Here is a 17,892-nt window from a genome sequence, read left to right on the forward strand (position 1 = left end):
CCTTTCTCCTTGCGAGTGCTTGTTGTTCATGTCTGTATCTTAGCCCCCGAACCTTTAGTGAAACTTAAATCAAGACTTCATGTTAATTTTTTATTAAGCTGTATCTTGGGGCTGGGATTAAAGGTTGATTAAAGGTTAGGCGCCTATAATGAAAGCATGCAGATCATCACTCACTCATTTCATCTAGATAAAGGGGAACCGACCATGAGAATATTAATCGTCGAAGACGAAGTTCATTTAGCGGAAGCTTTGTCCCAAATCTTAAAAAAACATCATTACTCCGTGGACACCGTGTATGACGGCCAATCCGGACTGGACCATGCGTTAAGCGGGATCTATGACCTGCTCCTGCTCGATATCATGCTGCCGGAAATGGATGGCATCACGCTATTGAAGACTCTGCGCGGCCAAGGGAACTCAACCCCCGTGATTTTGCTCACCGCCAAGGGCGAGACGTCCGACAAGATTACCGGCCTGGACTACGGCGCCGACGACTATGTGTCCAAGCCGTTCTCGACGGAGGAGCTGCTGGCGCGGATTCGTGCGGCGTTACGGCGCAAGGGAGAAGTTATTGCAGACGATGCGTTGAAATGGGGAGATATCGAGCTCAACACGGCAAGCTTGAAGCTGACCTGTAAAGGGAAGGAATTGAAGCTGAATCTGAAGGAAAGCGAACTGCTGGAGCTGCTGCTGACGAGGAAGCATGCGATTACGTCGAAGGAGCAAATCATCGAGAAGCTCTGGGGCTTCGATTCGGATGTGGAGCATAACAACGTGGAAGTGTACATTTCATTTTTGCGGAAAAAGCTCACCTTCCTTCAATCGGCCGTGCGAATTAATACGATTCGAGGCGTTGGCTACGTACTGGAGGCGATCTCCTGATGTTCAACAAGCTGCGCAACAGGTTCCTTATCGTCAATCTCGTTATCATTACTTTCATCATGCTCTTGGCTTTCGCCTCGATCTATACGATTACGTACCAAAATGTGCGCAACGATATCGATATGGAGCTGCATCGCGTATCGGAATTTTTCCAGAAGCCTGCCGATAAGAAAGGAGACCGCCACGAAGGGAATGTGCCTCCTCAGGAGAACATGGGAAACGCCGGCCCGCCGCCTGAGCGATCCGTCTCTTTCCAGCTGCAAACGGACGCTCAGTGGAACATCACGGGCACCAACTCCCGGTTCGACATGGACGCCGAATTCTATCGTCAAGCGATTGAGGAAGCGGCCTCCGGCAATAAGGATAGCGGCCAATTCACGCTGGAAGGCACGACTTGGGCTTACATGGTGCAAATCAATAAAACGGGGCGCACTGTCGCTTACCTGGACGTCACGGCACAGCAGAACATTTTGACGAATCTCATCTATACGTTCTCCGCCGTTGCCTTCATTATGCTAATCGTCATCTACTTCATGAGCCGCTTCTTCGCGAACCGGTCCATCGAGCCGGTCAAGGAAGCCTTCAATAAACAGAAGCAATTCATCGCCGACGCTTCCCATGAATTGAAGACGCCGCTGGCCGTCATTCAGACGAATGCGGATGTGCTTCTCTCCAACAGCGACGATACGATTCAGAACCAGGCGAAATGGCTGCACCATATCAAATCGGAAACGGAACGCATGAAAACACTGACGAACGACCTGCTGTATCTGACGGAGATGGACGATTCCCGGGCCAATGTGCTGTACGTCAATTTCAATATCAGCGAGGCTGTAGAGAGCGTTATTCTGACGATGGAGGCCGTCATGTTCGAGAAAGATATCACGCTGACGTATGACATCGAGCCGGGCCTGATGCTGCGCGGCAGCAGTGAGCAAATCAAGCAGGTCGTCATGATTCTCCTGGACAACGCGATCAAGTACAACAAACCAAAAGGATCGATCGAGCTAACGCTTCAGAAGCGCCATCACGATATTCAGCTGAAGGTGACCAATACCGGGGAGGGAATCCCGCCCGAGCACTTGGATAACATCTTCGACCGCTTCTACCGGGTCAACCAATCCCGCTCCCGCAAAAGCGGCGGTTACGGCCTCGGCCTCGCGATCGCCAAGTCCATTGTGGAGCAGCATAAGGGGCGCATTACGGCGAAAAGCGCGGTGAATGAGGAAACTTCGTTCATTGTGCATTTGGGTTAACACTATTGAGGCTGTAAACACAAAAAATGAGACTCTTTTGGGGTCTCATTTTGTTAGCGAAGCATTCCTGCCGGATCAGCCCCTGTTGGGCCGCCGAGCACCATGATATACCCGGGTTTGCCTGTACATCACCGGAGGTGCTGCTAGCGCATGTCGGTGCGAAGACTGATCGAATTCGGCTTGGCTCGGGGGCGCTGCTGCTGCCTCACTACAGACCAATGAAAGTGGCCGAAAACTTTCATATAGCTTGCAGCGATGTATCCCGGCAGAGTCGATCTCGGCATTGGTAGGGCTCCGGGCGGGTCGGCGAATGCGGCGATCGCGCTGAGCGGGAACTTTCTTGAGAACGTCCGGCAGCTGCCGGAGTCGTTGAAGTCATAAATGGCCTTGCCCGAAGGCCGGTTCGAATGCGAGGGAAAGCCGGTTGTAGCTAGGCCGGTGCCGAAGGTGCCGCCGGAGGTGTGGATGCTCGGCACGAACAGCAAATGCGCGGACTTCGCAGCTGAGCTCGGGGCTGGCTATGTTTTCGGCCAGTTTATGAGTGATGCCGACGCACTGGAAGTGCTGAGCGCTATCGCGCGAAGTTCGTACCTTCCGCGCAAGGCGGGCGCCACCGGGCGATCGTTGCCGTCGGTGTCGTCTGCGCCGAGTCGGCTGAAGCGGCGAGAAGCTTAGCCGCTGATGTGCCGTGGCTGCAGGCGGACGGCGATGCCATGGCGCGGAGAACGCGCCGCGGAAAATGCTCGTCGGCACAGCGGCAAGCGCGTCGACGAGTTTTTGGTGGTGGCGCCTGTTGCAACTATGAGCAGCGGCTGCGCTCTTATGAACTGCTGAGCGACGTAATAGGCTAAGGGGTTCTCGCATCGCGCTTGCGGAAATATGATTCGCTAATACGGCTGGAACAGTCGTTTTGGAAGTTAAAGCGGAAATACAATGCGTTATCCGTGCTGAATTTGGCTTGTTCGAAGCTGAATCAACATAATAACGCATCTTATTTCCGCTTCAGCGTCCATTTGTACCGTTTATTCTCAAATAAGGAACTGTATTTCCCATCCGATCCTATCGCTCGATCTTTCCAGCCGAATCTACCTGCCAGCCGCACCAACTCCCGCCTCGCCCTCTATGAGAGCAAACTCCTAATACGACTGAAGCGGGGAGAATCTTAGCCGCTGATGTGCCCTGGTTGCAGGCGGGTGGCGATGGGGAGACCGCGCCGGAAAATGCTCGTCGGCACATCGGCAAGCGTGCGTGGGGAGCTGGAGGCGCTCGCTTTGCACTTTGGCGTCGACGAGTTTCTGGTGGTGGCGCCGGTTGCAACTATGAGCTGCGGCTGCGCTCTTATGAACGCTGGGCGATTGGCTACGGGGTTCTCGCATCGCGCTTGCGGAAATATGATTCGCTAATACGGCTGGAACAGTCGTTTTGGAAGTTAAAGCGGAAATACAATGCGTTATCCCTGCTGAATTTGGCTTGTTCGCAGCTGAATCAACATAATAACGCATCTTATTTCCGCTTCAGCGTCCATTTGCACCGTTTATTCCCAAATAAGGAACTGTATTTCCCATTCGATCCTATCGCTCGATCTTTCCAGCCGAATCTACCTGCCAGCCGCACCAACTCCCGCCTCGCCCTCTATGAGAGCAAACTCCTAATACGACTGAAGCGAGGAGAATTTTAGCCGCTGATGTGCCGTGGTTGCAGGCGGGTGGCGATAGGGAGACCGCGCCGGAGGCGATTGGCTAAGGGGTTCTCGCATCACGTTAGCGGAAATACGGTGAGAATATCATCACCCTAACCCCGCCCCTCCACTTCACCGCGAACGCGCAGCAAACCAAACACCCGTCCCGCCAGCCTTACGCCAAGCATCAATCCGTAACCGAGCAAGCCTCCGAACACATTCAGAATCAAATCGTCCACATCGAACCGTCCAATCGAGAAAACAACCTGCAGCACCTCCAAGCTCAAGCTTAACGCCAAGGCGCGCATGAACACACCAACACAAGTTAGCCCTTGCTGCTTATAGATCACATAAAGGAATACGCCTAGCGGCATGAATATCGCAATATTGCCTATCAAATTATAGAGATTATGACTGGTCATGTTGCGTAAGGTGCTCGTTATCGTTTCAAAAGGCTGCAAATTGCCGGATAATAAACGCTCCTTCATATAACGGGGATGCTCAACGTCTTGATGAACCCGGTCCAGCAGGAAACCGAACTCCATCCGCCCGAACTTAAACAGAATGATCTTGAAGACAACATGCATATACAACGCATAAAACGCCGGCACGATGACGTCACGGATCAATTTCTTTGGTTGCATCCCGCTTCCCTCCCCTTTCCTTGCAGCTATGATCATAACGCCACCGTGACGATTACGCCGTCCATATTGTTGCCGGAAATCTCATAGGAACGTGCGCTCCCCATAGGAATACTCGTGCTTTTGGACACGGGATAGTAGGCTATCTCATATTTCTTTCCTTTCACCGTGGACGAAATTTTATTGTGATCTTTCAAATAGGCCGTATATTCTTCGAGCGTAAAGTTATGCTGCTGCATAATGACGCTGTGCGGAAGACCCACATACCGGAAATGCCATGGCTCGTACTGAATGCCCGTGATCGCCGTCTTGTCCTTCGGATAACGCAAAATAAACCCATACTCGGATGCATGGTTGATCAACCATCTGCCTTCGGCAGCTTGATTCATATCCCCTTGCGACGATCCGATGTCGAGTGCCAGGCCCAGATTATGTTCGCTGTAGCCGGCCGGCAAGGCATAATCGGCCCCCATCTGCTTGTAAAGCTGGTCCTGCTCCTTGTTATCCCGATACCCGCTGTTTATCATGAAGTGGCGGACTCCGTCCTTCTGTGCCGCGCTCACCATCGTCGTGAAAACCCGCACCACATCTTGCGATAACCGAATGGAATTATCGGACAGACCGAATCCTTGAATGAGCTCCTTATGCTTCGCCAGTTCCACCACATCCGTCTGCATACCGCCTTGGCGTACGGGATAATCATTGTTCACCAATACCAGATTTCCTTGATAAATCTGATCCTTGGACACTTTTATCGATAGATCCTTCCCTTGGGAATTCACTTGCCTTGCTCCTGATTGAACGGCTTCAGCAGCATTGCCGGTAACGACTTCCGATTTCTGTTGATACGCCTCGTAACCTAACAATGCCAGGATCACAAGCCAAAAAGCCCACTTCTTCATCTTCGTTTCCTCCTTATCTTTGCTGCTACTTAAGAATAGGATGAACTCTTTAAAAAGAAGTGGGGACAAACTTTAAATTTTTCTTAAATTTCACTGCTGCGGCAGCCGCACTTCGAATAGCGTGCGAATCAAGCTGCTTTCCGCGGCAATCGATCCGCCGTGCTGCTCCACAATATTTTTGGCGATGAACAGGCCGAGTCCCGTGCCTCCTCCTTGATGCGTCCGCGCCTTATCCCCTCTATAGAACATATCGAATAGATGAGGCAGCTCCTCGGGAGGAATACTGTTGCCATAGTTGATCACTTGAACCACCACTTCGCCTTCCTCCAAGTACCCGTGAATATCGACATAGTGGCCGTCCTTCCCGTACCGGTTCGCATTCGTTAGAAGATTCTCAAAGACGCGCGCCAACAGCTCGCCATCGCCCCACAGGTTCAAGTGCGGGTTAATATGCAGTCTGACCTGCAGCATGCTTTTCTCAAACACGGGGTAGAGCTCTTCGTTTAATTGAAAAAGCAGCTGGCTGATATCGAGCGGTTTCTTCTCAATCGTCAGCATCCCGTAGTTCACGCGCGTGATTTCGAATAACTCGTCGATAAGCTTCTCCAGGCGACGCGACTTGGTGAAAGCAATCGATGTATAGTGCTTCACCTGCTCCTGAGTCAACTGTCCATCCCGCAATATCAAATCCAAATAGCCCAGCACCGAAGTTAGCGGCGTACGCAGATCGTGGGCCAAATTCAGAACGAGCTGGTCCTTGCTGCTCTCCGCAAAGTCGCCGCGTTCCACCGCCTTCTGCAGCTTCTCGCTAGCCATGTTGATATCATCCGCGATGCTCCTGAACTCGTCCTTGGAATCGATGTGCACGCGGCTCTTGAAATCGCCGTTCGCGAGCCGGTGAATCCCTGTCGATATTTCGCGGAAATAGGTCGCATATGGCTTAGTAAGGAAGAAGAAGAACAGGATCGCCAGCGGGATGAAGACAATCATGAAGAAATTGAGATCGCCGATTTCACGAATGATTCGGCGGTATTGCGCCAACGGTTCCTCCGCCCGGACGCCTGTATAGTACAATTGAAGCACTTTGTAAAGGATGTACGTAATCGCGCCGGAGATAAGCATGCTTAACCCTAGCAGCATAATCATCGTAAACCGGAAACTTCGAATGATGTTAGCCATGGAACGTATAGCCTACCCCCCAAACGGTTTTGATCCATTTGTCTTTGTTGGCATCTTCGCCAAGCTTCTTACGCAAGGTACGGATGTGCACCATGACCGTGTTGCCGCTTTCGAAATACGTCTCTCCCCACACTTGCTGGAAGATGTGTTCCGCGCTGAACACCTTCTTGGGGTGGCTGGCCAGCAGCACCAGAATATCAAACTCCTTCGGCGTCAGCTCGACACTTCGGCCATAGACGGTTACGTGGCGTTGATCCGCATCAATCGTTAATCCGCTGGCTTCTATTAGAGATCTATTCCCGGCCGCCGCCGATTGGCTTAACAGGTTCGACCGCCGCAGCTGCGCCTTCACCCGGGCGACCAGCTCCATCGGGTTGAACGGCTTGGTCATATAGTCGTCCGCCCCCATGACAAGCCCGGTTATCTTGTCCAGATCGGAGGATTTGGCACTTAGGAAAATGATCGGCATATTGTACTTTTCCCGGATCTGACGCGTGACTTCGTGACCGTCCAGCTTCGGCATCATAATGTCCAATATGGCCAGATCGACGGGCTGGGACTTCACGGCGTCCATGGCTTCCTTCCCATCGGCTACCTTGATGAGCCGATAGCCTTCTTTCTCCAAATGCAGCGCAATCAGATCCGCAATCTCCGGCTCGTCATCCGCAATTAATATCGTCGTGAGATGCATGGATATCCCGCTCCTTACTGCTTTTTGATCGTTCGCGTCCTAGCCGGCCGCCAATTAATAATTTTCACCAGCTGCTCCTGCATATAGGAGGATGAGTAAGCAAACCCGCTTTCAATCCAATGAAAAATAAGTCCCAAAAGCGCATGAATCGAATAAATGACGAGAAGCTCCGAGTTTATGTCGCTGCCGGGCTGTTCCAATTCATCCAAAGTGATATCTTTGAGCGCAAGGAACATTTTCTCCCGGAGATTCGGGATGACATTGCTTTTCAACAACGTGGAATAGATAGAAGCATGCTGGTAAATATGTTCGAAAATTGTGATCGAAGCCGCGGTAAGCTCACTCACACTGAATACATCCGCGTGCTCGTAGGGCGCTCGGAAGGATCCCAGCAGTTTCTCGATCAGCTCTTCCATGATATCGTCAAGCAAGGCTTCTTTGTTCTCATAATGGGCATAGAAGGTGCCGCGGTTGTAGTTCGCATGTTCCACGATTTCCGTAATCGTAATCGCGTCATAATCCTTCAAGACCATCAGGTTCAACAGCGCTTGTTTGAGCGCCTCTTTGCTTCGGATGATGCGGCGATCTGTCTTTTTATCCATATAGGACATCTTACCAACCCTTTTTATTGTACAAAATGAGCGATTCTGTTCGATACAGTACAAAGCGCGAAAGTTTACTGATTGTGGGGCTTATCGATTATTTATTATACTCTAAATATACAGATGTATCATTATTCAACACTTGTTGAAAATTCGAATTAATCAGGAGGCATTCCAATGAGACTCTCTGGTAAAATTGCTGTCATCACAGGCGCCGCTTCAGGCATGGGCAAAGCGATTGCGGAGTTGTACGCGCAAGAAGGAGCCAAAGTTGTCGTATCCGATCTTCGCCTGGAAGCTGCGCAAGCCGTTGTGAACGGTATTGAAGCAAGTGGCGGGGTGGCGATCGCTGTCTCGGCGAACATTGCGAAAGAAGAAGATGTGCAGCAATTAATCGATACGACGGTTGAGACCTTCGGGACTGTCGATATCTTGGTGAATAATGCGGGAATTATGGACAACTTCGTGCCTGCCGCGGATCTGACGGACGAGCTGTGGGAACGTGTATTTGCGATTAATACGACGGGAACGATGCGGACCACCCGCAAGGTGCTTCCTGTCTTCCTAGAAAAGAAACAAGGCGTGATCGTCAACATCGCTTCTGCCGGAGGTCTCTTCGGCTCCAGAGCGGGCGCTGCCTATACGGCTTCCAAGCATGCGGTCGTCGGCTTCACGAAGAACGTCGGCTTCCAATACGCTAACCAAGGCATACGGTGCAACGCGATCGCGCCTGGCGGCGTCAGCACCAACATCAGCACGACAATCAATGCGCCGAACCCGTTCGGGATGGAGAGAGCGATGGCCGGCATGGGCTTGAATCCGCGGGCGGGCGAGCCCGGCGAAATTGCCAAAGTCGCGCTGTTCCTCGCTTCCGACGACGCCAGCTTCGTGAACGGCACGGTCGTTACGGCGGATGCAGGCTGGACGGCTTACTAAAAGAATGAATCCCTCCTCGCGGTGCAGCAAGGTACAAGCCTTGCGGTACTTGCGGGAGGGATTTTCTTTTGCTGGCAGACTAGGACTGTCTTCTGCGATACAGATCTAAACTTTTGTAGCCCGCGCCCAAAACTTCCTTCATCTCCGTCCGCCGCTTATCCCTCGTCTTCTCCTGTGCGGCGCTGTATACATACCGAGCCCAATCCTTTTGGTAGCCCGGGGTCAGGGACTGATAGAAAGTGAGCGCCTCCGGTACATCTTGCAGATCCTGCTCCACATTCGGGATCATCTCGATGTAATCGCCCACACTTTGACTCGGCTTGGAGGATACCGCGCCCTTCCGCGCCTCCTCTTTGAACCCCACTACGGTGAATACATCGTCTAACCCCACCATCCGCGCAAACTTCAGCGAGCTTGTCCCGATATACCCTTCTTCGTCCGCACCGAGCCCTTCAAACAAGTGATCCCGGTGAATATAGGTCTCGTACACTTTATTCCCCTTCTTAGGGTACGCGGCGTACAAATAACCGCTCTTGCTAATATGATCGTTCTCTATCACCGTATGTACGAGCTTTTGCAGCGATTCCATATCCAGCACGAAAGCAAAGATCAGATCATACCGACTGCCGCTATGAAGCTCAGTGTCATACTGATCTAACCCGGCTAGCCGGTTTTCACCCTCCGGTTGACCGATGACGGCGGCTTTTTTGTATTTATGCAAATTCAGCTTCTCAACGATGGTCTTGGACATGTCGGCCTCCTGTGGGTGTTAATGAAGTATGAGATCACCGTTTCTTCACCTGAAACCGGCGGTGCAGCTCTTTAACCCGCTCCGCAAGTTCAGGCACAGGCCCGTCAATGGGAGTATCCGTGATGACATCTCCAATCGGAAGATTCCGGACCCGCGAGGCCGGAACGCCCATTTCTCCCAGCCATTGCGCCAGCTGCGCCGAGGAGCTCGCATAAACAATCCGGCCTAATCCGGCCCAGCCGTGAGCCGCAGCACACATCGGGCAGTGTTCGCCCGAGGTATAGACCGTTGCCCGGCTGCGTTCTTCCAGCGGCATATGATTAGCCGCCCAGCGTGCCAACGCGAATTCCGGGTGCTGAGTATGATCGCCTCCGGCCACGTGGTTGTGATCTTCCATAAGCACATCCCCGTCAGCTGACACCAGGATGGAACCGAACGGCTCATCGCCAGCCTCCAAAGCAGCCTCCGCAAGCTCCACACAGCGTTGCAGATATTTCAGATCCGAGTCGTTAATCATGATTTAACCCTCCAATAATTCGTTAATGGACATGCATCTATTATATCACTTGGCAGCAAAAAAGCCCCATACAGGGGCTTTGTTACAGACTTATTGGCTATCCTATTCGGGAGCGCCCTCTCGACGCCCCTGCACCCTTACTTTCCACTCGCTAGCACCGCATTCAACCGGTCAAAGTTCTGTTCGTTGCCTTCGATGCAGTACTTCTTAGCATTCTCGAACTGCTTGGCTATCTTGAAAAGCTGCCGGAAGACGACTTTCGTACGGCCATCCACATCCTCGAAGGTAGCCGTCACTTGAAATTCCGGGGCGGACATATGCTGAATGACTATTCGTTCATTCGGGACGATCTCCACAAATTCGCTATGATTCGGATAGTCCTTACCATCCGGGCCGTGCATAACAAAACGCCACGTACCGCCCGGCCGCATGTCGCACTCGTGAAACGTGTTGGTGAAGCCCTGCGGCCCCCACCACTGAACCAACTGCTCGGGATTCACCCAAGCTTGAAAAACCTGCTCCCGCGGGAAGTCAAACTCCCGCGTCGAGATGATCTCATTCACGCCTGCGATAGCTTCCATGATAGCCCTCCTCCTTAGAGTGACTTGCCTAACGCATCCAGCATCTCTTTGGTACCATGCTCGCGGATCTCCGGCGTATCGTGTCCGTCGAAGAACGCTCCTTGCTCGGTGAAAACCAGCTTCGTGCCGCCCTCGACCTGGAAGAACTCGATCGTCGTCAGCGAAGCGGAGATGCGCGTATCGCCCGCATCCAGCGTGTATGTGTAGACGATGCGCTGCTCGTTTACGATCTCTTGGTAGGAAGCGTCATAGGTAAAGACAGGTCCCTCTGGCGGACCTCCGCTGCTGTATTCGCGGCCGCCAACCCGGAATTCGAAGATTTCGGGCTTCGAAAACCACTTGGATTTCTCGGCCTGGTCAGACCAAGCGCTGTATACCTTCCCAAGCGATGCGGCATAGGTGCGCTCAACCACGAAAGTGGCGTGTTTAACGAATCTTTCAATCATGATTCATCCTCCTCTGATTTCGTTCCATTCGTTTCATTGCCTAGGAATTTCCCCAGCGCATTCAGACTGTGCTCCCAGCTCGTCCGCCGCTCGAAGACAAGCTTCTCATGGCTTTTCTTCATCGCTTGCAGCAATCCTGTGAAGTCTTCCACAGTTAATGGCGCATTTCGTTGAATCGACTTCGATACGTGTTGAAGCTGCTCAAGGAGCTTCTGCTGGAGATTAATTTGCTCTTTGATCCGAGCCATTTGCAGGTCAACAATCTCAAGCGCACTGATCCGTCCCCCGGTCAGGAGAGTCTTAATCTCGTCAAGCGACAAGCCCAGCTCCTTCAGCGATACGATCTGCTGCAGCCGCGAGAGGTCGGATTCGTTGTACAGCCTGTGACCGGAATCCGTCTGATCGGACGGCGAGAATAAGCCGATTTGATCATAGAAACGCAGGGTTCGAACGGTGAGTCCCGTTAATTGCGCAAGATCTCCTACCTTCCAATGTCGTTTCATGGCCACTCCTTCGTTAGCGCTAACTGCTTACCGGTAATTTGATTATAAAAGATGACGTAACGTAAGGTGCAAGAGGGAATTTCAAAAAAAGCACCCCGTAAGAGTGCCTTCAATGATCATCCAATGCTAGGATGGATCGGCTTGGGAGCGTTTTTTGCCCGGTGCGAACCAGCCGACTAGAGCTATAACAACCAAAACGCCGTAGAATACCAACGTCCAGCCCGTGCTATGCGGGAAATCATGGCCCAGAATGCCAATATCCCCATGAGCCAAGGTAATGACGGCAAGCTTCACGCCCACCCAAGCTACAATTGCATAAGCCGTTGTCTCCAGCGAGGGGCGCTGCTCAAGCAGCTTCACGAACCATGTCGCCGCATACTTGATTAAGATGAGCCCCGCGACGCCGCCGAGCACGACGACAATAAACTGCCCGCCGTCCATACCGCCGAAATCGCCAAGCGGGGAATCCGGCAGACCCAACGCGAGAGCCACGGCTGCTAGAATGGAATCAATGGCAAAAGCGAGATCCGCGAACGCAATTTTGCCAACCGTCGGCCAGAAGCCCTGTCCGGCGGAATCTTTGGCGTCTTTGCCGTGAGCGCCGCCCTTTCCTTTGTTCAGGCGCGCCGCAATGATGTGCTTTAACCCGAGATACAAGAGGTAAGCCGCACCAATCGCCTGCACTTGCCATACGTTCGCGATGAACGAAATCGCGAAGAGCGCCACAAACCGGAAAGCGAAAGCCATGATAATTCCATAGTTAATGGCTCGCTTCTTCTGGTCTTCCGGCAAGTGCTTCGCGATCACCGCCAAAACAAGCGCATTGTCGGCCGATAGTAAGCCCTCTAAACCAATCAGAATAATTAATGTCCATGCATACTGCAGCCAAAGTGATTCCAATTTACCTTCTCCTCTACGAAAAAGAATACTGTCGGCACTAATCTTAATTTATAGCGTAATGATGTCCTCCTCCTCCATTTTAGCTTAGATAAATCGGGCTTTACAAATTTTACCTCGCACCCGGTACAGGAGTGATTCACGTTGAAACAAAAGGGCTGTCCGCATGCAGGAATTCCTGCAACGGGACAGCCCTCAATTATCCTATTTAATTACCGGGCGGATGGAGCGCTCTCCGCTGTCGGTGCTGCAGGCCGCGACTGCTCTGGCGAGGTCTCGGTTACGGAGCTCCCGGCAGGAATGACCCTTGGTGCCGGTGCAGGCGCCGACTGTCGTTCCGAAGGTACAGCCCTCGGCTTCTGGGCTTGCGCCGCGGCCGGCCGTGACTCTTGGACGGGCACCCGTCTCTCTGAAGCTGCCGGCGCCGCTGTCGGTTCCCTTGTCGAAGCTACAGGCATCGGACGCTGGTCCGCTGCTGCCGGACGCGTTTCTGCCGGTTGCGGCTTAGCTTCCGTTTTTGTTGAGTCCGCTCCTGCGGAATCCGACAACTGGGCCGAATTGTCTGCAACACTTTGCAGCTGATCTCCCGCACCGGCCGGCTTCGTGGAACTCTCCGGCATCACCTGCTGCTCACTGCCGGCCGGTTTATCCGCCGATGTGATTGCGGAGCTCGCCAGCGGCGAAGAAGTCGATTCCATTGGGGGATTGGTTAACGTACATCCGCTAATGAATACCATGATTGCCGCACCAAGGAACGACCACCGGTAGGATTGGGCCTTAAACTGTTTGATCATTCTCATTCTCCTTTGCAATTGCACTTTTTGTCCTATCCAATTGACACTGCCCATCGCTCTGGCAGGCTGCGAGAAGCTCTCCAACAGTTTGATCAACGTGTATCCGTAGTCCTGTCGTTGTTCCGGATTCAAGCAGCTGAGCGCCAGAGCGTCGCTCGCGATCTCCTGATCGTCCCGCATACGGCGGTAGGCGTACCATAGTACGGGATTAAACCAATGAATAATGAGCAATGCATACATAAGTCCATTGACCTTAATATCGTTTCTTTTGCTATGAGCTAGTTCATGCAGGAAAATATGCCGCCATTCGTCATCGTTCAAGCTGCCGGCCAAGTTATGAGGGATGATGAGGACAGGTTTTAGGAAACCGAAAAGAGCCGGGCTTGCCAACTGGCTGGATTGAACCAGACCGATAGAGGTTTGGACGCCCATCCTTGTTTTACACTCATAAAACAGCTCCCGAACCCGCGTGTCGGTTACCGCAACTGTGTCTCTTTTCAGCTTAAGGGCAAAGATCCCGTTCACCCAGACGGTGTAGGCAGCCAGCAGACACACCCCAACGACCCAAATAAGCACGAATACATGCCGGTATGTGAATGAGTCCGTGGCGCCCTGATCCGCCCCAACCATCCTATCTGGACTAAGTTGTACATCGGAGTAAAAGGAATTAGAGTAGTCAATCCAATGATAGATACTAAATTCGCTCTCCGGCCCCCACGGCAGAATTAACCGCATGATAACGAGCAGCCACATCAAATAAAGCCACCGCGGCTTCAGCCGATTCTTGAATACCTGCTGAAACACCACAATCAAAGCAACCAGGATCGCAGCCATGAGCGAGACAGAGCAAACCCAATTGAATAGACCCGCAAGATGTTCTGTGAGTAATCGAATCACGCTTACCCTACCCTTCTCTATTGGAGTTAATAAGATTATTAGTGTCGGTTTGGCTCTTCATGGAGCACTTACTCCTTGGCTTTATCATCGAGAATATGTCTTAATTCTTTGATGTCTTCCGAGGACAATTTTTCTTCTTTTAGAAAGTTGACCAGCAATGGCTTAAAGGCGCCTCCAGATATTCTTTTCAAGAAGGAGGCCGTTTCCGACCTGACGCATTCGTCTTCGGAGACCAACGTATAGTAGGCATACACCTTGCCTTCTTGCGAATAAGCAATCGCCCCTTTCTGTACTAATCTGTTCATAAGCGTTCTTATCGTTTTGGGCTTCCAGTCCGTGTAGTCTTCTAAGGCCTCTATGACCTCATTGGCAGATCTGGGCGACTTAGACCAGAGAACCTTCATGACTTCCCATTCCGCGTCCGAAATTTGGGGAATTTGGCTCATCCTTGTACCTCCTTGCATCGATTGATTACATATGTAATACAACATCCATATTACAAGTGTAATCTTCTATTGTCAAATTCAACGCAGCTTCCGTCCGAATCAGTTCTCTACCTTGTCATATTCCCATTGAACCTATTCATACCTTTAATATGTCCATACAAATTGCAGAGCGGCATGGGAGGTTGCGAGATGAACGGGAATAAGGGGAATCACCCTGACCAATGGCCGGGAGATACACCGGCGGCTTTACATTCGCAGACAGTTGGCGAAAGAGGCCCCGTATTGGAACAGGACAGTGTCCTGCATGAAACGCTGGAGACTTTTGTCCATTCGAATTTATTGGAGAGGCCTGTACATGTCAAAGGTTATGGCGCATTCGGCTGCTTTCAGACCGTGAATGCCATGTCGGCCTACACACAGCTATGTTTCTTGCAAAATCCGGGTCAGCAGGTGCCCGTCACGGTCAGATTCTCCCTTGCCGTCAGCAATAAAGGCACGCCGGATACACCTCGCAACGTGCGAGGGTTCGCCACTAAGTTCTATACGGATCAGGGCGTCTTCGATCTTGTCTGCAACCATATCCCTGTATTTTCTGTCCGAGACGCCATCCGCTTCCCGGCATTCATCAAGTCCCTCCTGCCATCACCGGTCAATAATCTCCTTGACCCGGAGCGATTCTGGAGCTTCGTCGCCCAGACTCCGGAATCCACGAACTTTATCGTTTGGCTCTACTCCGACGTTGGCACCGTCAAGAGCTTTCGCCACATCTCGGGTCACAGCGTCAATACATACGTATGGAAGAACGCACAAGGCGTCCGCACCTATGTCAAATATCACTGGATGCCGCTTGCGGGCGTGCAGTACATCGACCAACAAGAGGCTGCCCGGCTTGCCGGCGAGAATCCCGATTATGCAGGCAAGGATCTTTTCGACACGCTGAACGCGGGAAACACAGTTGAATACGGCCTTTACGTACAGCTGATGGACCCTGTGGACGAGGCGTCTCTCCCTTACGACCCGCTTGACCCTACGAAGGTATGGGATGAGCAGCAATATCCCCTGCACCCGGTTGGCAGATTGATCTTAAACCGCAATCCGCATAATTATAAGGAGCAAGTAGAGAAGTTAGCCTTCTCTCCTTCCAACCTGCTCGAAGGCGCCGAGTTATCGGATGATAAGCTGCTGCAGGGGCGTGCCAATATTTACTCGGATTCACAGCGGCGGCGGCTGGGACCGGACTTCCGCCATATTCCGATCAATCATCAGCAGAACTGGTCGCCTGAATCGCTTGTGACCAGCGGTAACGGCAGATTCGTCGAAGGACGTCTCGGACGGTCCGACATCTCCAAGCAAGACGACTTCACGCAAGCCGGTCAGTTCTATCTTGCTCTTGCACCGTTGCAGCGGGAGCACTTGGCCGATCATCTAGCCGGTGATCTTGCCCAGGTATCACACGGGACGCAACATACTGTGCTTAGATATCTGTACCAAGCATCAGCCGAACTTGGCGAACGAGTCGCCACAAAGATACAAATGCATGGAAGTAGATGAGAGAACAGCCAGGGCACCCCGATCGGGGTGCCCCTTTTCCATGTTAGCCATCTATTTTTACGTAATATTTACATATAGTTCTAATAGAGTTTACAAAAGATTTCTATGATAGTAGTAAGCTTCATAGAACTTTACTTTAGAGGGGTGTACACGTTGATTAATAAAAATAACATTGCCGCTGCCATTACCGGCTGTGTGCTAGCCGCGAGTCTGAGCATCGGCACCGCAAGCGCGAATACCGACGATATCCAGCTGAGGAAAGCAATCGAGAATATGCAAGGTACGGTAACATGGAATGAGCAAGATCGTTCGGTCACCCTTAACGTGAGCGGGATACAAGCAACTATCGCTATCGATCAGGACAATGCCACCCTTCAAGGCAAAGCGTTCAAATTGAGCCAGAAACCATACATTTCTAAAGATACTGCTTACATTTCGCAGGAAGTCTTCAAGCTTATCCGCGACAAAGTGGTCGCTGAACAGAACCAATCCGGACTTGAGCTGTTCGGCTCCTATTCCATGCCATCCCAGAAGGCGGAAATCGCCGCTTCCACGCCGGACGGCAAACGTCTCATCGTGACCGAAGCCAACCTGGGCAGCATTCGCGTACTGAACATCGAGGATGTAACGAAGGTGTCGGATGTGCAACAAATCAGCTTCAAATCCGTCTCCGATAAAGCTGAAGTTACCAGTGTGGCTGTAACCCCTGACGGTAAATTCGCCTTGGCGGCAGTTCGGACGGGAGATCATGTATCCAACCCTAGCAAAGGCTTCGTAGCCGTAGTCGATCTGTCCACCCTAGAAACTGTCAAAACTTATGAAGTAGGTATCGGCCCTGACTCCATCGCTGTCTCGAAGGACGGACAATACGCAGTTATCGCCATTGAGGACGAAGAGATCGACCCGACTACAGAGGAAATCGACATGCCTACTACGAAGCGGCCGGGTTCGATTGCCATCTTGACATTGCCGGCAGGTGACGCGACGAAGGGAGAATTGACGGATGTAGCCATCGATTTGAGTCAAACCGGCGGCGGTGCCGTTTACCTTCACGATCCCCAACCGGAATATGTTGCGATTAGTCCTGACAGCGCGACGGCAGCGGTAACGCTTCAAGAAAATAATGCGATCGCTATCGTAGATCTGAAAACAAAGAAAATAACGAAAACCTTCGGTCTCGGGACAACCAAGCATTTGGCGGACCTGAAGAAGGACGATAAGGTGTCTTTCCAAGATGAATTGACAGCCCGCCCTGAACCGGACGGCATTGTCTTTACGGCAGACGGCAAATACCTGGTCACAGCGAATGAAGGCGATTTGGGTAAGGATGAGTTTAAGGATGGCGTGAAGTCCGGCGGGCGGAACATCATGGTCTGGGATCTTGACGGCAAACCGGTGTACGACAGCAAGGAGCTGGTTGACTTGAAAGCAGCCCAAGCCGGCTTATACCCGGACGATCGCAGCGCTAACCGCGGCTCGGAAGTGGAGAATGTCACGATCGGCGAAATCAACGGCAAACAGCTGCTGGCCGTAGCCGCCGAGAGGGACAATGCGATTTTGTTCTTTGACGTGACGGATCCTATTAAGCCGATTTACCAAGGATTGATCCCTAGCGCCGGCGTTTCCCCTGAGGGCATTCACAAGGTGAACGGGCGAGATCTGTTCGTGAGTGCGGACGAGGTTTCGGGAACCATCAGCTTTTATGGAGTCAAATAAAAGATAACGAACAAGGCCTTCTGTCA

20 protein-coding genes are annotated in these 17,892 nt (G+C 52.0%); 7 read left to right on the forward strand and 13 right to left on the reverse strand.

Going from position 1 to position 17,892, the window contains the following annotated elements; translation table 11 throughout:
- The first annotated feature begins 204 nt into the window (after nucleotides 1-204).
- The 4 genes from PUT07_RS27160 to PUT07_RS27175 all read left to right on the forward strand — a co-directional run bounded on the left by PUT07_RS27160 (nucleotide 205) and on the right by PUT07_RS27175 (nucleotide 3,541).
- Nucleotides 205-882 carry a response regulator transcription factor gene (locus tag PUT07_RS27160; RefSeq protein WP_274471911.1) on the forward strand — a complete coding sequence of 226 codons (678 nt, stop codon included), beginning with the start codon at nucleotides 205-207 and terminating at the stop codon, nucleotides 880-882.
- Entirely contained in the window at nucleotides 882-2,138 is a 1,257-nt protein-coding gene (locus PUT07_RS27165) for a sensor histidine kinase (protein WP_274471912.1), read from the forward strand. Before PUT07_RS27160 ends, PUT07_RS27165 begins: the two co-directional genes overlap by 1 nt.
- A 26-nt stretch (nucleotides 2,139-2,164) precedes the next feature.
- A complete protein-coding gene (locus tag PUT07_RS35480; RefSeq protein ID WP_338000777.1) occupies nucleotides 2,165-2,428 on the forward strand; it encodes an LLM class flavin-dependent oxidoreductase in 264 nt (87 codons plus the stop codon).
- Nucleotides 2,429-3,337: 909 nt separating this feature from the next.
- Nucleotides 3,338-3,541 (forward strand): hypothetical protein, encoded by a 204-nt coding sequence (locus tag PUT07_RS27175; protein WP_274471913.1) that lies wholly within the window; start codon nucleotides 3,338-3,340, stop codon nucleotides 3,539-3,541.
- A gap of 388 nt (nucleotides 3,542-3,929) precedes the next feature.
- Here PUT07_RS27175 and PUT07_RS27180 read toward each other — a convergent pair whose 3' ends face one another.
- The 5 genes from PUT07_RS27180 to PUT07_RS27200 all read right to left on the reverse strand — a co-directional run bounded on the left by PUT07_RS27180 (nucleotide 3,930) and on the right by PUT07_RS27200 (nucleotide 7,831).
- Nucleotides 3,930-4,460, reverse strand: coding sequence for a VanZ family protein (locus PUT07_RS27180; RefSeq protein WP_274471914.1), 531 nt, complete (start codon nucleotides 4,458-4,460; stop codon nucleotides 3,930-3,932).
- A 32-nt stretch (nucleotides 4,461-4,492) separates the two neighbouring features.
- Nucleotides 4,493-5,359 carry a M15 family metallopeptidase gene (locus PUT07_RS27185; RefSeq protein ID WP_274471915.1) on the reverse strand — a complete coding sequence of 289 codons (867 nt, stop codon included), beginning with the start codon at nucleotides 5,357-5,359 and terminating at the stop codon, nucleotides 4,493-4,495.
- A 90-nt stretch (nucleotides 5,360-5,449) separates the two neighbouring features.
- Nucleotides 5,450-6,538 (reverse strand): sensor histidine kinase, encoded by a 1,089-nt coding sequence (locus tag PUT07_RS27190; protein ID WP_274471916.1) that lies wholly within the window; start codon nucleotides 6,536-6,538, stop codon nucleotides 5,450-5,452.
- Nucleotides 6,531-7,229 (reverse strand): response regulator transcription factor, encoded by a 699-nt coding sequence (locus PUT07_RS27195; RefSeq protein ID WP_274471917.1) that lies wholly within the window; start codon nucleotides 7,227-7,229, stop codon nucleotides 6,531-6,533. The genes PUT07_RS27190 and PUT07_RS27195 overlap by 8 nt, the downstream gene beginning before the upstream one ends.
- A 14-nt stretch (nucleotides 7,230-7,243) precedes the next feature.
- Entirely contained in the window at nucleotides 7,244-7,831 is a 588-nt protein-coding gene (locus PUT07_RS27200; protein WP_274471918.1) for a TetR/AcrR family transcriptional regulator, read from the reverse strand.
- Nucleotides 7,832-8,008: 177 nt separating this feature from the next.
- On the opposite strand from PUT07_RS27200, the gene PUT07_RS27205 reads away from it, so the two are divergent.
- A complete protein-coding gene (locus PUT07_RS27205; protein ID WP_274471919.1) occupies nucleotides 8,009-8,767 on the forward strand; it encodes an SDR family oxidoreductase in 759 nt (252 codons plus the stop codon).
- Between the two features lie 79 nt (nucleotides 8,768-8,846).
- Here the strand turns inward: PUT07_RS27205 and PUT07_RS27210 are convergent, their stop codons facing one another.
- From PUT07_RS27210 to PUT07_RS27245, 8 genes are all read right to left on the reverse strand, one after another.
- Complete coding sequence (locus tag PUT07_RS27210; protein ID WP_274471920.1) at nucleotides 8,847-9,518, reverse strand: YdeI/OmpD-associated family protein; 672 nt, start codon at nucleotides 9,516-9,518, stop codon at nucleotides 8,847-8,849.
- 34 nt (nucleotides 9,519-9,552) lie between these two features.
- Entirely contained in the window at nucleotides 9,553-10,035 is a 483-nt protein-coding gene (locus PUT07_RS27215) for a nucleoside deaminase (RefSeq protein ID WP_274471921.1), read from the reverse strand.
- Nucleotides 10,036-10,172: 137 nt separating this feature from the next.
- Nucleotides 10,173-10,616: an SRPBCC family protein gene (locus tag PUT07_RS27220; RefSeq protein ID WP_274471922.1), complete on the reverse strand. Its 444-nt coding sequence runs from the start codon at nucleotides 10,614-10,616 to the stop codon at nucleotides 10,173-10,175.
- Between the two features lie 14 nt (nucleotides 10,617-10,630).
- On the reverse strand, nucleotides 10,631-11,062 hold the full coding sequence (locus PUT07_RS27225; RefSeq protein ID WP_274471923.1) for an SRPBCC family protein: 432 nt from the start codon (nucleotides 11,060-11,062) through the stop codon (nucleotides 10,631-10,633).
- On the reverse strand, nucleotides 11,059-11,565 hold the full coding sequence (locus PUT07_RS27230) for a MerR family transcriptional regulator (RefSeq protein ID WP_274471924.1): 507 nt from the start codon (nucleotides 11,563-11,565) through the stop codon (nucleotides 11,059-11,061). The genes PUT07_RS27225 and PUT07_RS27230 overlap by 4 nt, the downstream gene beginning before the upstream one ends.
- A 126-nt stretch (nucleotides 11,566-11,691) precedes the next feature.
- Nucleotides 11,692-12,465 (reverse strand): TerC family protein, encoded by a 774-nt coding sequence (locus PUT07_RS27235; protein ID WP_274471925.1) that lies wholly within the window; start codon nucleotides 12,463-12,465, stop codon nucleotides 11,692-11,694.
- A gap of 209 nt (nucleotides 12,466-12,674) precedes the next feature.
- Nucleotides 12,675-14,153, reverse strand: a complete 1,479-nt coding sequence (locus tag PUT07_RS27240) for a M56 family metallopeptidase (RefSeq protein ID WP_274471926.1) — start codon at nucleotides 14,151-14,153, stop codon at nucleotides 12,675-12,677.
- Between the two features lie 68 nt (nucleotides 14,154-14,221).
- Nucleotides 14,222-14,599, reverse strand: a complete 378-nt coding sequence (locus tag PUT07_RS27245) for a BlaI/MecI/CopY family transcriptional regulator (protein WP_274471927.1) — start codon at nucleotides 14,597-14,599, stop codon at nucleotides 14,222-14,224.
- 189 nt (nucleotides 14,600-14,788) lie between these two features.
- Here PUT07_RS27245 and PUT07_RS27250 point away from each other — a divergent pair, with 189 nt between their 5' ends.
- Together PUT07_RS27250 and PUT07_RS27255 are read left to right on the forward strand one after the other, a co-directional pair.
- Nucleotides 14,789-16,150, forward strand: coding sequence for a catalase (locus PUT07_RS27250; protein WP_274471928.1), 1,362 nt, complete (start codon nucleotides 14,789-14,791; stop codon nucleotides 16,148-16,150).
- Between the two features lie 153 nt (nucleotides 16,151-16,303).
- Complete coding sequence (locus PUT07_RS27255; protein ID WP_274471929.1) at nucleotides 16,304-17,866, forward strand: choice-of-anchor I domain-containing protein; 1,563 nt, start codon at nucleotides 16,304-16,306, stop codon at nucleotides 17,864-17,866.
- Nucleotides 17,867-17,892: the final 26 nt, after the last annotated feature.

The sequence above is a fragment of the Paenibacillus sp. MAHUQ-63 genome, assembly GCF_028765165.1.
In the GTDB taxonomy this organism is placed as follows: domain Bacteria; phylum Bacillota; class Bacilli; order Paenibacillales; family NBRC-103111; genus Paenibacillus_E.

Coding starts and splice junctions, on each gene's coding strand:
- PUT07_RS27160 (WP_274471911.1), top strand. CDS start 205: ATGAGAATATTAATCGTCGAAGACGAAGTTCATTTAGCGGAAGCTTTG.
- PUT07_RS27165 (WP_274471912.1), top strand. CDS start 882: ATGTTCAACAAGCTGCGCAACAGGTTCCTTATCGTCAATCTCGTTATC.
- PUT07_RS35480 (WP_338000777.1), top strand. CDS start 2,165: ATGAGACTCTTTTGGGGTCTCATTTTGTTAGCGAAGCATTCCTGCCGG.
- PUT07_RS27175 (WP_274471913.1), top strand. CDS start 3,338: ATGGGGAGACCGCGCCGGAAAATGCTCGTCGGCACATCGGCAAGCGTG.
- PUT07_RS27180 (WP_274471914.1), bottom strand. CDS start 4,460: ATGCAACCAAAGAAATTGATCCGTGACGTCATCGTGCCGGCGTTTTAT.
- PUT07_RS27185 (WP_274471915.1), bottom strand. CDS start 5,359: ATGAAGAAGTGGGCTTTTTGGCTTGTGATCCTGGCATTGTTAGGTTAC.
- PUT07_RS27190 (WP_274471916.1), bottom strand. CDS start 6,538: ATGGCTAACATCATTCGAAGTTTCCGGTTTACGATGATTATGCTGCTA.
- PUT07_RS27195 (WP_274471917.1), bottom strand. CDS start 7,229: ATGCATCTCACGACGATATTAATTGCGGATGACGAGCCGGAGATTGCG.
- PUT07_RS27200 (WP_274471918.1), bottom strand. CDS start 7,831: ATGGATAAAAAGACAGATCGCCGCATCATCCGAAGCAAAGAGGCGCTC.
- PUT07_RS27205 (WP_274471919.1), top strand. CDS start 8,009: ATGAGACTCTCTGGTAAAATTGCTGTCATCACAGGCGCCGCTTCAGGC.
- PUT07_RS27210 (WP_274471920.1), bottom strand. CDS start 9,518: ATGTCCAAGACCATCGTTGAGAAGCTGAATTTGCATAAATACAAAAAA.
- PUT07_RS27215 (WP_274471921.1), bottom strand. CDS start 10,035: ATGATTAACGACTCGGATCTGAAATATCTGCAACGCTGTGTGGAGCTT.
- PUT07_RS27220 (WP_274471922.1), bottom strand. CDS start 10,616: ATGGAAGCTATCGCAGGCGTGAATGAGATCATCTCGACGCGGGAGTTT.
- PUT07_RS27225 (WP_274471923.1), bottom strand. CDS start 11,062: ATGATTGAAAGATTCGTTAAACACGCCACTTTCGTGGTTGAGCGCACC.
- PUT07_RS27230 (WP_274471924.1), bottom strand. CDS start 11,565: ATGAAACGACATTGGAAGGTAGGAGATCTTGCGCAATTAACGGGACTC.
- PUT07_RS27245 (WP_274471927.1), bottom strand. CDS start 14,599: ATGAGCCAAATTCCCCAAATTTCGGACGCGGAATGGGAAGTCATGAAG.
- PUT07_RS27250 (WP_274471928.1), top strand. CDS start 14,789: ATGAACGGGAATAAGGGGAATCACCCTGACCAATGGCCGGGAGATACA.